The organism is Aquimarina sp. EL_43, assembly GCF_943422735.1.
GTDB classification, from domain to species: domain Bacteria; phylum Bacteroidota; class Bacteroidia; order Flavobacteriales; family Flavobacteriaceae; genus Aquimarina; species Aquimarina megaterium.
Map to the genome: position 1 here is coordinate 470,284 of NZ_CALSBR010000001.1, position 15,471 is coordinate 485,754.

At 33.4% G+C, this 15,471-nt stretch carries 14 protein-coding genes; 13 read left to right on the forward strand and 1 reads right to left on the reverse strand.

What is annotated here, in order from left to right; genetic code table 11:
• Nucleotides 1–76 precede the first annotated feature (76 nt).
• From NNL09_RS02280 to NNL09_RS02340, 13 genes are all read left to right on the forward strand, one after another.
• Nucleotides 77–979 (forward strand): DUF1963 domain-containing protein, encoded by a 903-nt coding sequence (locus NNL09_RS02280; protein WP_196908989.1) that lies wholly within the window; start codon nucleotides 77–79, stop codon nucleotides 977–979.
• Between the two features lie 167 nt (nucleotides 980–1,146).
• Entirely contained in the window at nucleotides 1,147–1,524 is a 378-nt protein-coding gene (locus NNL09_RS02285) for a nuclear transport factor 2 family protein (protein ID WP_196909466.1), read from the forward strand.
• 207 nt (nucleotides 1,525–1,731) lie between these two features.
• The gene (locus NNL09_RS02290) at nucleotides 1,732–2,238 is read left to right on the forward strand and encodes a flavodoxin family protein (RefSeq protein ID WP_196908990.1); all 507 of its coding nucleotides are present in this window, start codon (nucleotides 1,732–1,734) and stop codon (nucleotides 2,236–2,238) included.
• A complete protein-coding gene (locus NNL09_RS02295; RefSeq protein ID WP_196908991.1) occupies nucleotides 2,238–3,002 on the forward strand; it encodes an arylamine N-acetyltransferase in 765 nt (254 codons plus the stop codon). Before NNL09_RS02290 ends, NNL09_RS02295 begins: the two co-directional genes overlap by 1 nt.
• 29 nt (nucleotides 3,003–3,031) lie before the next feature.
• Nucleotides 3,032–3,580, forward strand: coding sequence for a GNAT family N-acetyltransferase (locus tag NNL09_RS02300; protein ID WP_025667120.1), 549 nt, complete (start codon nucleotides 3,032–3,034; stop codon nucleotides 3,578–3,580).
• A 113-nt stretch (nucleotides 3,581–3,693) separates the two neighbouring features.
• The gene (locus NNL09_RS02305; protein WP_196908992.1) at nucleotides 3,694–4,821 is read left to right on the forward strand and encodes a helix-turn-helix domain-containing protein; all 1,128 of its coding nucleotides are present in this window, start codon (nucleotides 3,694–3,696) and stop codon (nucleotides 4,819–4,821) included.
• A 98-nt stretch (nucleotides 4,822–4,919) separates the two neighbouring features.
• A complete protein-coding gene (locus tag NNL09_RS02310) occupies nucleotides 4,920–5,327 on the forward strand; it encodes a lipocalin family protein (protein ID WP_196908993.1) in 408 nt (135 codons plus the stop codon).
• Nucleotides 5,328–5,524: 197 nt separating this feature from the next.
• Nucleotides 5,525–6,085 (forward strand): TIR domain-containing protein, encoded by a 561-nt coding sequence (locus tag NNL09_RS02315; RefSeq protein ID WP_196908994.1) that lies wholly within the window; start codon nucleotides 5,525–5,527, stop codon nucleotides 6,083–6,085.
• Between the two features lie 641 nt (nucleotides 6,086–6,726).
• The gene (locus NNL09_RS02320; RefSeq protein WP_196908995.1) at nucleotides 6,727–9,954 is read left to right on the forward strand and encodes a SusC/RagA family TonB-linked outer membrane protein; all 3,228 of its coding nucleotides are present in this window, start codon (nucleotides 6,727–6,729) and stop codon (nucleotides 9,952–9,954) included.
• A gap of 11 nt (nucleotides 9,955–9,965) precedes the next feature.
• Nucleotides 9,966–11,381 (forward strand): SusD/RagB family nutrient-binding outer membrane lipoprotein, encoded by a 1,416-nt coding sequence (locus NNL09_RS02325; RefSeq protein WP_196908996.1) that lies wholly within the window; start codon nucleotides 9,966–9,968, stop codon nucleotides 11,379–11,381.
• 296 nt (nucleotides 11,382–11,677) lie between these two features.
• Nucleotides 11,678–12,058, forward strand: a complete 381-nt coding sequence (locus tag NNL09_RS02330; protein WP_196908997.1) for a hypothetical protein — start codon at nucleotides 11,678–11,680, stop codon at nucleotides 12,056–12,058.
• 45 nt (nucleotides 12,059–12,103) lie between these two features.
• Nucleotides 12,104–12,688, forward strand: coding sequence for a penicillin-binding protein activator LpoB (locus NNL09_RS02335; RefSeq protein WP_025667127.1), 585 nt, complete (start codon nucleotides 12,104–12,106; stop codon nucleotides 12,686–12,688).
• Nucleotides 12,689–12,876: 188 nt separating this feature from the next.
• A complete protein-coding gene (locus NNL09_RS02340; RefSeq protein WP_254514200.1) occupies nucleotides 12,877–14,169 on the forward strand; it encodes a COG3014 family protein in 1,293 nt (430 codons plus the stop codon).
• 15 nt (nucleotides 14,170–14,184) lie between these two features.
• Here NNL09_RS02340 and hemL read toward each other — a convergent pair whose 3' ends face one another.
• Nucleotides 14,185–15,471, reverse strand: coding sequence for a glutamate-1-semialdehyde 2,1-aminomutase (hemL, locus tag NNL09_RS02345; RefSeq protein WP_196908999.1), 1,287 nt, complete (start codon nucleotides 15,469–15,471; stop codon nucleotides 14,185–14,187).

Here is a 15,471-nt window from a genome sequence, read left to right on the forward strand (position 1 = left end):
TCACTGAAAACAGGGAACTAAAAAACAGAAATGTAATCTATATTTGAGACAAAATAATAGTAATTCTACCTGACACATGAGTGACTTAAAAAATTTAATTATAGAAGAGATTAAAGAGTATGAATGGGACAAAATCGATGGTGTTATAAAATCAATTATCCCTAATATTATTTTCTCGGTCGATGAGAACAAATCTACTCAAAGTTTGTTAAATTCAAGATTTGGAGGAAAACCTGCAGCTCCTTCTGGTTTTACGTGGCCTTTACAATCTTTAGGGCAAAAGGCTCCGCTTGCTTTCTTTTTTCAGCTTAATTTTGAAGAAATAAAACCATTTGACGTAGAGAACATATTCCCCAAAAAAGGAATTCTTTTATGTTTTGCTTCTGTAACAGACGATATCATGTGGGAAGACGATTTGGAAGATGCTTTTAAAATCTATTTCTTTGCAGATACAGAAAATCTCGAACTTGTTGATATTCCAAACAACATCCCAGATGATCAAAAACTAGCTACGAGAACGATAACTTTCAAAAATAGTTTTCAACTTCCTCGTTACCCTTTTAATTTTGCATTACTAGAAGACGGTCATATTTCTGAAGATGATGCTGACGGAATTGATCAGGTTTCAGACGATATGATGGGCGAAGCTATCAATATCCAAATGCGAACAAAAATAGCTCTTGAGTCTGGTTTAAAACCACCAACTCCAAAAAATGATTTACACACGCTTTTTAGTCACAATATGTTATTAGGTGTTCCTTTTTCTGTTCAACATTATATTGCCGAAGAATGGGCCGAAAGACATCATGAAGATGATGATATGAGTCAAAATTATGTCAACTTGATTTCCTTTGAAATGAAAGGTCATGAAGGATATGGATTTAGTTCAAACGGTGCTCATCTTTACCTTTGTATAGATAAAGAAGATCTAAAAAATAACGACTTTAGTAATGTTATTGCCTTAGTTCAGAACACATAAATCCTTGTCTTTATTCCCTATTATATATAGTCTAAAATTGTTAATAAACACAAGAGGTTTTAACATGTAAACAGGGATTAAACAATCACTACATCATGATATACCGAAGAAATAAAATTATCTTAGTAACGGCTATGTAAAATTAGGGTAAAATAAGACTAAAAATGATGAACTTAGAAGAAAACAAAAAGAATGCTATCGCATTCTACAAAACTGCCTATACCGGAAATCCTAAAAAAGCGGTAGAATGCTACGTTGGCGATTTGTATATTCAACATAATCCAGATGTTAAAGATGGTACCCAGGGGTTTATTGATTACTTCGAAAAAATGCAAATCGAATACCCCGAGAAATCAATTGAATTTGTACGTTGTATTGCCGAGGGTGACTTAGTAGCATTACATACACATCAAATCTGGCCCGGAAATGATGAATATATAACTATGGATTTTTTTAGGTTTGATGAAAAAGGCAAAATTGTAGAGCATTGGGATGCCATCCAGCAAATCCCTGAAAAAAGTGCTAATAAAAATACCATGTACTAATTAAAGCTGCCATCGGTATCCTACTAAAACCTTCTTAACGAAATCAATCTAGTTAATACGCAAAACCTGGTATTACAAAAACATATGCTGTTTACCCATAATGATCACGCTGGTTTTTTTCTATCTTAGTCTCAGCATAGCATATCGTAGCAGATAACTATAGAAAACAACAACCAGATCAACAATATAAAAAGAACATCATACCCGATGAAGAAAGGAATTATAATTCTGGGGAGTTCAAATAGTAATGGAGATACATACAAGGCAGCTTCATTCGTTAGCCAGCAAATGAACTATTCTATAATAGATTTAAAAACAAAAAATATATCAGAATTTGATTACGAATTCAAAAATAGAGATGATGATTTTCACCCTTTAATTCATGAAATCGTAAATCAATATGACCTCATTATTTTTGCAACTCCTGTGTATTGGTATACCATGAGTGGAATTCTGAAAACTTTTTTAGATAGAATTTCTGATTGTTTAAAAATAGAAAAAGATACAGGTCGAAAACTAAGAGGAATGGAAATGGCAATACTTAGTTGCGGTTCGGATAAACAACTAAAAGATGGATTTCATATGCCATTTGTAGAAACATCAAAATATCTGGGAATGAAATATATCGGAGATGTACATTGCTGGGTCGAAAACAATACCCTTCCTGATTTGGTAGAAACAAAATTGAAGGATTTTATAAATCAAATACAATAATGGATATTGATCTCTATCTAGAACGAATAAAGTACAAGAAGGACTTAAGTGTTAATAAAAAAGTGCTTTTCGAACTTCAGCAATCTCACTTAAAAAATGTGCCTTTCGAGAATCTAGACATTCATTACGATAACGAAATCACACTTAACGTTGATACTATTTACAATAAAATAGTAGTTCAAAAAAGAGGAGGATTTTGCTATGAGTTAAACGGGTTATTCTATCATTTACTAAAAGAAATTGGGTTTGAGGTAAAAATGATTTCGGGTAGGGTTTATAACACATCAAAAGGGTACGGAAAAGAGTATGATCATTTAGCCATAATAACTTCTATACATAACAATGATTATCTGGTAGATGTAGGATTTGGTAAATTCTCATATACTCCATTACTAATTAAACCCGGAGTTAAATTATCTGATGATTTTGGTTATTTTGAGTTTGATAAATTCGATGATGATTATTTAAGAGTAAACGAAGTGGTAGATGAAGTATTGACTCCACAATATATTTTTAAAACTATAGGTCGAAATTTTAATGAATTTCAAGAAATGTGTATATTTCATCAAACCAGCAAAGATTCTCATTTTACACAAAAAAAAGTAATCTCCAGGATAACTGATACAGGAAGAATTACTTTAAATGACAATCAATGTAAAATTACCCAAGGAGCAGATACTAAGATCATAGAATTTACAAAAGAAACAAAATTGAACGAGCTTCTAAAAGAACATTTTGATATCGAAATACAGAAGCCTTCCTAAATCAAATTATAATATCATACTAAAAATAAATGGCAATTACATTTCCTATTATAGAAACAGAACGATTACGACTACGACAGTTTACAAACCATGATTTAGAGAATGTATATCTCGGTCTATCGAATCCCGATGTAATCAAATACTATGGGGTTAGCTTTAATAGTCGTGAAGCTACCAAAGAGCAAATGATATGGTTTGCAGAATTAGAGAAAAATGAAACCGGCATATGGTGGGCTGTTTGCTCAAAAGATGGTAACACCTTCTATGGCGCAGGAGGACTTAATGCTATCGAAAAAGAAAACAAAAAAGCAGAAATCGGATTCTGGCTTCTTCCCGAGCATTGGGGAAAAGGAATCATGAAAGAAGTAATGCCTCTCATTTGTAAATTCGGATTTGAAAATCTAGGGTTGCATAGAATTGAAGGTTTTGTAGATGCCGAGAATTCGAATTGCAAAAATGGACTAGCAAAATTAGATTTTGAATACGAAGGGACAATGGTCGATTGCGAAATCAAAAACGGAAAACATGTTAGCGTAGCTATTTATGCCATGTTAAATAAAAGTTCCTCTTCTAAGTAAAAAAGAATATCTATATTTTATTATCAGTCCTATTGTAATGCAATTGGTTTCTCTAATTAAACGAATGTCTAAACCAAACTACATAATTAAGATCAAATACATTTTTATTAAGTATGAATTTTGAAATATTAGATTTTTTGATTTTAATAGGGGTAACTCAAGGGTTTATCTTTGCAATCATAATTTTATTTTCCAAATTTTTTAAAAACAAGACCAATTTATACCTGGGCATAAGTCTTTTACTCGGAGTTTTTATCAATATTCAATATTGGGCCTTACATTATAATTGGTATAAAGAGTATCAAAATTTTAGAATACTAGAAGATATTGAATTAGTATTGGCTTTTCCGGTAACCTTATATTTTTATTACTTAAAATTATTAAATCCTTCACTAAAGCTTAGAAATAAGGAGTGGTTATTGTTTGTTCCTTTTATTATATCAGTAGGGTTAAACTTATATATTGGTGGGCAATTTTACTTTGATTTATATCCTATTCATAACAAAGCATGGATACCCCATTTTTATACAATAGAATATTACTTTTCGATTCTATTTAATTTAGGTCTACTTGTAGTAGAATTTCGCTTGTTATTTAAAAACAATATCAAAAATCAACCCGATATCGGCTATGATCTTAAATGGATACGTCTATTTTATACTTTTCATGTTTTACTCATCTTTTTTTGGATTTTAACAAGTGTAGTAGATTATTACTATAACAGTGATTATTCTATCATTATATGGCTATTACTTAATATTCTTTTTTATTGGATCGGTTATCAAGGAATATACAAGTTTACCTTGGCCAAAAACAGATTCGAAATAAGAGAGATTAACAAAAAGAAAACAAACGAAAAACAGAAAGAGCCTGTAAAACTTAAAGAAGGAGAAGACAACCCATATTTTAAAAAATTTATACAACTTCTAGAAACTGAAAAGTTATATAGAAATCAACAATTGAGTAGAGATGATATTGCAACTCGGTTAAATATAAGTATTGGTTACCTTTCTCAAATAATTAATAGTGTCGCTCAAAAGAATTTTTCTGATTATTTAAACGCGTACAGAGTGAAAGAAGCTAAAACTATGATTTTAGATCCTGAGTTTGATAATTATGATATGGTAGCAATAGGACTTGAAGCTGGATTTAATTCTAAATCTGCTTTTTATAAATATTTCAAGAAAGAAACCGGCCATACCCCAACTACATTTAAAAAAATGCACAAAGAACAGATGTAATGATAAAAAAAGAGTCCATAATTGTTCAATTCTAACTTTTAGAGACTTCTAACTTTTTGAACTCAACTAATTTTGCTCAAAACAAAAAAAGAAAAGTTATGAGCAAAAAACTAATTGTATTCGTTTTAATAACATTAAATATTACTTTTTCATGTAATACCGATGATGATGTCGTCGGTACAATTAATGAAACATTTATTGTTGGTCAATGGCAATTATCTAGTTCTACCAAAAATGGAACTGCTATTGATTTAGACACTTGTGATCTTATGGAAACTTATGTTTTTAGTAACTCTAATAAAGTAAGTATTACCCTTTACACTTTTAACACAAACAATGTATGTGAAGAAGGTGCTAAAACAACTTATGATTATACTATTACCGGTACTAATCTTACCATTAGCAACAATAGTGCTTTTGTAATCTCGACTCCAGAAAACGCCACTCTTATTCTCACATCCAAAAATTCATCAGATACTTTTGTAAATACATACACAAGGAAATAACCAAAAAATATCTCGTGTTAAAAATGTCTAGGTTTATTATCATTTTAAACCTGGACATTTCTATATTTTATAAGCTGAATATATAGTAAAGAAACCTTTTATTACACTCGGTATTATGAAGATTTAACAATATTCGTAACAACAAAACCCAGGGATAGTACGTTAAGATATTCACACACGATCATGTTAAAGAACTCATGAATATATTACCTAAATACGGGCTACTGCAGTTTAGAAATGCAGCGAGAATATATAGTAAGTCTATTACTGAAAGTCTGCAGCTCTTTAGAGAAGAAACAAAATTTCTTAAAACTTCTTTGTTTTTTTCTTATAAACACGACGAGCTAGAAGAACTCGATAGTGCAATTAATTTTTTAAAAGGGTTTGGTGTACTTATCTATGCAGATTATTTGTTGCTTGATCCAGATACTACAGAAAACCCCAGTAAGGTAACCGACAAAGAGATCCAGCAAAAAACAGAAGAAAAAATAAAGGATAATAAAAAGTTTATATTCCTGGCCACAGAAAATGCCATTAGTTCTAAACGTTGTAAATGGGAATTACGATACGCCAATACACAAAAACCCAAAGATCATATCGCTATTTTCCCTATACGAGAAGATTATACAGATTATGGTGGTGCCGAGTACTTACTAAAATTTCCTTACATTCAAAAAAGTGAAATCAATCCAGATGGATATGATGTTAAATCCCCTTATGGAGATGTCATAGAACTAGGTGCCTGGTTAGCATCTTAATTTGGTTTCTAAAATCTTAGAAAATACCATATCACAAGTTAAGTGATTTACTATTCAGAGTTTTGTCGTTTACCAAAACCCTGAGATCAAATTCTTATATGATTAATGGGCTTAACCATTTTTTATCTTCTTTAAATATTTTTTTGATTTTTTTTCAATATCTTCATAGTAAATCATAAAAAATTAAAAATTTACTGATTATCTACATTTTTTTATTTAAAAAAAACGAACTCCAATTGGGGGGTAATGCCCAATAACACGTCTTATATAATAGGCGCCATTATCAATACAAGTAACAATTAACGTAGTGCCCAAGCTTAACCAATTTCTAGTAATTGTAGGTATACTTACCTATTTATAGTATATCTCTCTGGTATAAATCTTAGTAAAAACACGAAAAATGCTTCTAAAAAAATCATTTAGTATACATATACTACATGTTTTATTACCCTCTATGTTAATAAAACACTTTGATATTCTATATATCCAATTCCTTTCTATATCAAAGATCCATTTTCTTTTTATTTCGGCATTTCATAAAACACTACCTATTCTATATACTCCCCAAAATATTCAAAATTATAATTCACCAACTAAAATGTAATAGCATTTTAATTCATGTCTAATCAAATCACAATTGTATGAGAAAACAACTCTTAATTTTAATGTGTGCAGTGCTGCTATCAAGTATTGGTTATAGCCAAACTACAATAACAGGTACTGTTCGGGACATAGCAGGTCCCTTACCTGGGGCAACAATTCTAGTACAGGGAACTAGAACTGGAACGACAACAGATTTTGACGGTAAATATACTATCGACGCAAACTCTGATCAGACATTAGTCTTTTCGTATTTGGGATATGTCACGAAAGAAATACCAATTGCTAATCAAACTACAATCGATGTTATCTTACAGGAAGATGCCGAAGCCTTAGGCGAGGTTATTGTAACTTCTTTAGGGTTTGTAGAAAAAAGAGATAAACTATCTTCTACTTATTCTAAAATCGATGCAGACAAGCTAGTACAACCTGTAGAGAATAAAATCATTGACGGTATAGCTGGTAAAGCCGCTGGGGTAAGTATCAATGCCACTTCTGGAGACCCCGGAGCTGGTTCTAATATTCAAATTAGAGGAACCAGTTCTCTGGGAGGTTCTAGCCAACCTCTAATTATTGTAGATGGGGTACCCTTAAACAATGATACCATAGAAGGTTCTGGTAGTGGAGATACCTCTGCAGGAGTATCACAGCAGTCCAGGCTTAATGACCTTAATCCAGATGATATCGAATCTTTTCAAGTATTTAAAGGAGCTTCTGCAGGAGCATTGTATGGAACAAGAGCACTTAACGGTGTAATTGTAATCACCACCAAAAAAGGTAAAAAAGGTAAAATGAGAGTTACCTTCTCTTCTGGTGTTTCTATCGATGAAGTCTCGTATAAGCATCCATTACAACGATCTTTTGGACAAGGTACCAATGGTAACTATAGTCCAACATCTGCCTTCTCTTGGGGGGATAGGATCTCGGACAGAAGCGGAGCTCCAGATGATGTAGATACTACAGGAGAATTTTTTGAATCTTTGGTAACCAATACTACTATTTATCCGATTACTCAAAAAAATAGAACAGATCAGTATGTAGATAGTAATTTTGACAAAGTATTTGGTACCGGGGTCACACTCGATAATCGTTTCACCTTAAGTACCGGAAGTGAAAAAGGTACCTATTTCTTAAGTGGAGGTCACGTAGATCAGGACGGAACGATTAAAAATAGTTATTATAAGAAAACTAATTTCACCTTATCTACTTCTCAGAATTTTACAGATAGGCTTACTGCTAATATCAAAGGAAATTACATACATACCAGCTCTAACAGAATTCAGCAAGGTTCTAATACCGCAGGGTTATATCTGGGATTACTGCGTACATCGCCAGATTTTGATATCACAGATTATAAAGGAGATTATAATAATGGAGCCGGAACTATTGTACAATCGCGTCATCGTTCTTATCGAAGATATCTTGGAAACAGTGATAATGTAATTTATAATAATCCTCTTTGGACCATCAATGAGCAAGGAAGTACTGCCAAAGTAAATCGTTTTATTGGTACAGCAGAATTAAAATATCAATGGAACGATAATATCAACTCTATCCTTAGAGGAGGTGCAGATTTTTATTCTGATAACAGGGTATATTTCTTTCCATACTATACTGCAAGTTCTACCCGAAGGTTTGGTTTACTTAATGACGAAACCATAAATAATGAAGAGTATACGATGGATATACTAACATCTTTTCGATATGCATTAACAGAACAGTTAAACACTAATGTTATTATAGGATATGGTATTAATGACAGGAGAAGAAAACGAGATTTTATTGAAGCAGATAACTTCATTGCCAATTTTAGAAAACCATTAGATCCTGTAGAAATTTCGGCAAAAGAAAATATCTCCTCAGAGATTACCAGAACCTCGAGAAGGAATATTCGCTTCTATGGTACTGCCAATTTTGATTATGCCGATCAATTGTTTTTAACTCTTGGAGGGGCATATGAAAAACATTCTGTACTCCCAAAAAGTGATAATGCATTCTTTTATCCAAGCGCAGAATTAGGCTGGACTTTTAGTCGATTAATTAATGGTTTTGATCCTTTATCCTTTGGTAAACTTAGACTTGCTTTTGGTCAGGTAGGTAATGTTCCTCTGGCACATAGAGAGGAAACCGTTTTTGAAGTAGGGTCTTTTTCTACTTTTTCTGATGCTATCGCACTCGAAGATTTTGGAGGAGGATTTCAATTCGACGAACGCCTTGGAAATCCAAACCTAAAACCAGAAATAAAAACAGAATACGAAGTTGGATTAGATCTTCGTTTCTTTAAAAATAGGTTTTCATTATCAACTACCTATTACAAAAACGAAACTAAAGATGTATTGCTTAATATAGCAATACCTCCAACATTAGGGTTTTCTGAAATTTATGGAAATGGAGCTACTATAGAAAATGAAGGGTTTGAAGCCGAATTGAAATATGATTTTATAAAAAACAGAGATTGGAAAGCTAGTGCTGCCATAAATTTTAGTACTAATAAAAACCTGGTTTCTAAGATCGAAGGAGGAGGAGTGGTTAATTTTACTCCCGGTAGTTCTATCCAATCTGTAGCTATCGAAGGAGAACCGTTAGGAGTTTTGTATACCCAAGGTGCTCAACGTAATGCTGATGGAAGTCTGGTACTAGATGCTAATGGTTTTCCCATAGTAGATACTAGCGGTAACAAAGTAGTAGGAGACCCTAATCCAGATTGGTTAGGAGGTTTACAATTAAGTATATCGTATAAAGATCTATCAATATCGGCATTGTTTGACACCAGTCAAGGTAATGATATGGCGCAAAGAACTCGTTTCATCACTTCATACTTCGGAACTCACGGAGATGTAGGAAACACTATTACTTTAAATGAAGATTTGGTGAATTTTAATGGAGATGTGGTACCAGCAGGTACAAGCGTAAGAGCTAATATAGGTAACTTCGGAAATGGAAATGTACTACTAGACGAGAGTTATTATAGAAACCTATATGGTTTTGGAGATGGTAAATTAAATGAATTTGCTGTTGGAGATGCAAGTTGGACAAGGTTTAGAGAACTTTCATTATCCTATTTACTTAATTCTGACGGTTTACAAAAGACAACAGGGTTAAGTTCGATTGAATTTACAGCCTCTGGAAGAAACCTGGTTATCTGGACCGATGTAGTTGGTATAGATCCCGACATAAATCAATTTGGAGTCGGTAGAGGAAAAGGGCTGGATTATTTCTCGAATCCAGGAGTGAGAACCTATGCTTTTAGTATTAAGTTTAATTATTAAAAAACGAAATCATGAAAACTATATATAAACTAATAGTATCCTGTATCGTAATCACGATGTTCTCCTGCGAAGATTATCTGGATGTTAACGAAAATCCAAATCAGCTGGTTGAAGTTCCATCGGGAGATCTCCTATTAAAAGGAACACTCTTGGCCAATGCACAGGTACAACAAGGACAACTTGCTAGAACATCTATGTATTATTCTGGTGGACTTATCGGGCTAAACCTGGTACAACAAACACTCTATAATTATGATTATACTCCTGGTGATTCTGATGCCGTCTGGGAATTGATCTATAACGGAATATTAGTTCAAAACAAGGAAATTAGAAGAATTTCTCCTAACCTAGATTTATTACAAGGGATCATCGATGTTAATGAGGCATTAGCTATTGGTACAGGAACATCTCTTTTTGGAGATATCCCCTACTCTAATGCAGTACCCGATAATGCCAGTTTAGAATCTCCTGATCCCACAATAGACTCGCAAACAGACATCTATAACAATTTGCAAACTTTACTGGACGGAGCAATATCTAAAATAAATAATGCCACGACTAATGTTGGTAGTGAAGATATTTATTTTTCTGGGAATGGAGCTTCTTGGGCAGCAGCTGCGTACACTCTAAAAGCTAGGTATTATTTACAAACCAAACAGTATGACCTGGCATTAAACAATGTCGTAAATGGTATTAACAGTGCATCTGGAACCATGGCATATAAACCTATTGGTAGTGTCGATACAAACAGTAACATTCTTTTTAATTTTGTAAACAGTAGTCGTGCGGGTGATATGACAGGAGATAATGCCTTTTACCGAGACCTTATAGATCCTGCTAATTCTTCTGGCAGAAATAATGCCAAGACAGATGAGACTGCTCGTAGAAACTATTCTTACATTAGTGGGGATGGAAATCAGGATGATGGTATTGATGGACCATCTACTCCTATGAAATTAGTAAGCTACGAAGAAAATTTATTGATCTGGGCAGAATGTATCTTACGTGTTAATAATGACAATCAGGGAGCTATTGATAAACTTAACGAACTAAGAACTTATCTGGATTCTGGAAATGCATTTAATCTTATCGATGCAGCAGATACATTTAATTATGATCCATATGTCCTGGCAGATTTTCAAGCAGGAGGAATTGAAAACACTGATAATATAGCAGTAGATAGAGCTATCTTAAGAGAGATTATCGAAGAACGTTATGTGACAGGGTTTAGCACCTATATGCCATTTAACGATGCCCGAAGATTACTCAAATCCGATAGTGATGTTATTGTCCCTTTTCCCTTAAACAATACCACCACTACAATCAATCCACAACGATTTTTATATCCACAGGATGAGTTAGATAGTAATGAAAATATCCCCCGACCCATTCCTGATTTATTTACTCCTACTGCAGTAAATCAATAACTAAATTATTCTATTTTTTTGGGAATGGTTAAAAACCTATGAAGTTAACTTCATAGGTTTTTTTATATAAAAATTAGAATACAAGCTGATCTGTTCTAATAAAGTAAGACTTAGATAAATTTTAACATTTCTAAAATAGGGTAATGTTACTACTAAATGTTGTGTATATAAATTGAGAAGTCAAAACAGCTTCATAGATATTAAGATTATTTTTTTTCATATGATGCAACCCTTTGGCTTTTATATTGTCATTTACTATTAGGTAATATTTATATAGAAACTAATCTATAAGCATTATGAGAAATATATTTTCAGTATTCGTTTTTGTTATGATAGGATGTATCGGGTCTGCACAAGAGACACAACTTGCACAAGATCAAAATCCTAATTACAAAAAGGCGATGAATAGATTTTTAAAAAATAGTCAGGAATATACAATACAACAAGGTACTACTGTGCAAGAGACCTATAAAGCTATTGATCCTCTCGAAGAAAAAAGAGAACTACGCTCGTTACGAAGACAATACCGATCACAAAGAGCATACTGGAGACATGAACGAAGATTAAAACGTATCGAAAATACCAGGTATTATGATTATGGATCTTATTATAGTTACAGACCGCGTGGATATGATTGGCTAACACTTGGCATATTAGGCGCATGCATTCTTTGGTAATATCACAAAAAACACATTATAAAATACATTAAATAAAATTACAAAATGAGAAAATCAATCGCTGCTATAGCAGTATTACTAGTAGTATCTTTAACTTCTTCATGCGCAAGAAAAATTACACGTGTAGCTCCGGATACACAAATTGATATTAGCGGACGATGGAACGATACTGATTCACGCTTTGCAGCAGAAGAACTAACGCAAGAAGTACTTACAGGAAACTGGATAACCGATCACACTCAGGAAAAAGGCAAAAAACCTGTGGTTATAGTTGGTTTAATACGCAATAAATCACATGAGCATATAGAAAGCGAAACCTTTATTAAAGATATAGAAAAAGCTTTTATTCAACGACAAAAAGTTAGAGTAGTACAAGGTGGTAAAATGCGCGAAGAGCTAAGAGCAGAACGCGCTGATCAACAGGATAATGCCTCTATGTCTACCGTTAAGAAATTTGGATTAGAAACAGGGGCAGATTATATGCTTCAAGGCAATATTAATTCTATAGTTGATGCACATAAAAGAAACAAAGTAGTATATTATCAAATCGACCTGGAGTTAACCAATATTCAAACCAATGAAAAAGTATGGATTGGAGATAAAAAAATAAAAAAGTTTGTAAAAAACTAATTCTGTAGCACTCTAAATTCACAAAACGCCAAGCTTTCCCAGGAAAGCTTTTTTGATAATTGAATATGGTCCATAAAAAAATGATCTTTCGCATTGTACTATTGTGTTGTTTTTCAATATTACTTAGTAACTGTGGCAGTTATCATACCAAGAGCACACTTTTTCAATCCAAGATACAACAGGGGGATATGGAAGGTGCCATGGAGGTGATCGAAGAAAATAAGTTTTTAGGAAAACCCAGAAATCATCTTCTATATTTATTAGAAAAAGGGAAATTGGCATACCTGGCGGGCAATTATACCTTAAGTAATGAGCTTTTAAACGAAGCAGATCTGTTTATCGAATCTAATAAAAGAGCTATAGGAAATCAAGTTCTGGGTATTCTTTTAAATCCCGAAAAAGAAACATATAAAGGAGAAGATTTTGAAAAAGTTGCAATACACTATTACAAAGCGCTTAATTATATATTTTTAAACCAATATGATGAAGCTATTGTTGAAGCAAAACGCATTTCATTACAACTACAAAGAATAAATGAAAATTATCCTCCCGAGAAAAAGAATAGATATAATGATGATGCATTTGCTCATATATTGCAAGGTCTATTATACGAAGCCTCGGGAGATATAAACAATGCATTTATTGCATATCGCAATGCTGTAGATTTATATCTAGAAAATCAAGGTACTTATATTGGAGTTAATATTCCTGAACAACTATGCCAGGATATGTTTCATACAGCAAGTGTTATGGGATTTACCGATGAAATAGAACGTTATGAAAACCTATTAAACACTACCTATATTCCTAAAAAAACTAATGAAGGCGGAGAAGCAATTATTTTTTGGGAAAACGGACTGGCTCCTTATAAAGATCAAACCTTTTATACGTTTACCATCTTACCAGGTAACGAAATCGGTTTTCTAACCATCATCAATGAAGATCTCTCTTTAAATTTACCATTACCGATACCAACCGGAGGGGATAATAATTCTGATTTTTCTGATCTGGATATTTTTAACGTTGCATTCCCTAAATATGTGAGTCAGCAATCTCTATACAATAATGCAGAGATACAAGTGGACAGTCTATCATATCCGTTTCAACTAACACAAGATTATGAAGAAATTGCTTTTAAAACTTTAAAAGACAGAACGTTTAGAGAGATCGGAAAAATTGCTTTGCGACTAGGAACAAAGAAAGTTTCAGAATACATAGTAAAAAATCAAAATAACGATTTAGGAGCTTTATTAGGGATATTTAATGCATTAACAGAAGGTGCCGACACCCGTAATTGGCAAAGTTTACCTAACAAGATATTTTATACTCGAATCCCTTTAAAGAAAGGAGAAAATAACTTGACCGTTAAATTACGTACACATCAAGGGGAATTAACTTCTAAAAATATTCAGATACAAGGAACCGGAGGAATTCAATTTGAAAAAATCACAACTCCACGAATTTCTCATCCCAGTCAATAAAATCGTGTTTATCCTCTAAAGTGTTTTAGCGACTTTTTGTACTGTAGCAATAGTTTCATCCAGGTCTTCATAGGTAAGTGCCTCGGTTATAAACCAGGTTTCAAAAGCACTTGGCGCAATATAAACACCGTTGTCTAGCATTCCATGAAAAAACTTTTTAAAAGTATCGTTATTACCCTTTGCGGCAGTATCAAAATCTACTACGGTATCTTCAGCAAAATGAACCGAAATCATAGAACCAATTCTATTAATCGTATGAGTAATATTATGCTCATCCAGAGCATTAGCAATTCCATGATGCAAGTATTCAGTCTTACTGGCAAGGTTTTTAAATATCTCAGGATTGTTATTTAATTCGTTTAGCATTGCCAATCCTGCAGCCATCGCTAGTGGATTACCGCTTAAGGTTCCTGCTTGGTATACGGGTCCAAGCGGTGCTAAATGATTCATAATTTCGGCACGTGCTGCAAAAGCACCAACAGGTAATCCTCCTCCAATTACTTTACCAAAAGTAACGATATCGGCATTTACACCTGTAAGCTCTTGCGCCCCTCCTTTTGCTAGTCTAAAACCAGTCATTACCTCATCAAAAATCAATAGTATACCATGGGTATCACATAGAGATCTAAGTCCTTCTAAAAATCCTTTTACTGGTGGGATACACCCCATGTTTCCGGCAATTGGTTCTATAATAATACAAGCAATCTCTCCTTGATTAGACATGATAATACGCTCTACATGATCCAAATCATTGTATCTGGCTAATAAGGTATCTTGTGCTGTTCCTTTGGTTACTCCAGGACTATTGGGACTTCCAAAAGTAACTGCACCACTCCCTGCCTGAATCAGAAAAGAATCACTATGCCCATGATAACATCCTGCAAATTTGATAATCTTATCTTTGTTTGTATATCCACGCGCCAATCGTACAGCACTCATACAGGCTTCGGTACCAGAATTCACAAATCGAATTTTATCGATATTAGGTACCATAGAAACTGCAAGTTCTGCAATTTGAGTTTCAATTTCTGTTGGCATTCCAAAACTGGTTCCTTTTTTAGCTTTATCGATAACCGCATTTACCACTGGTGGATGTGCGTGTCCCAAAATCATCGGTCCCCATGAGTTGATATAATCTATCAATCGGTTACCATCTTCGTCGTACAAATATGCTCCTTTGGCCTCTATAACAAATATGGGATCTCCTCCTACAGCTTTGAAGGCTCGTACTGGTGAATTAACCCCTCCTGGGATTACTTTTTGCGCTGCTGTAAATAATGCGCTACTTCTTTTATAGATCAT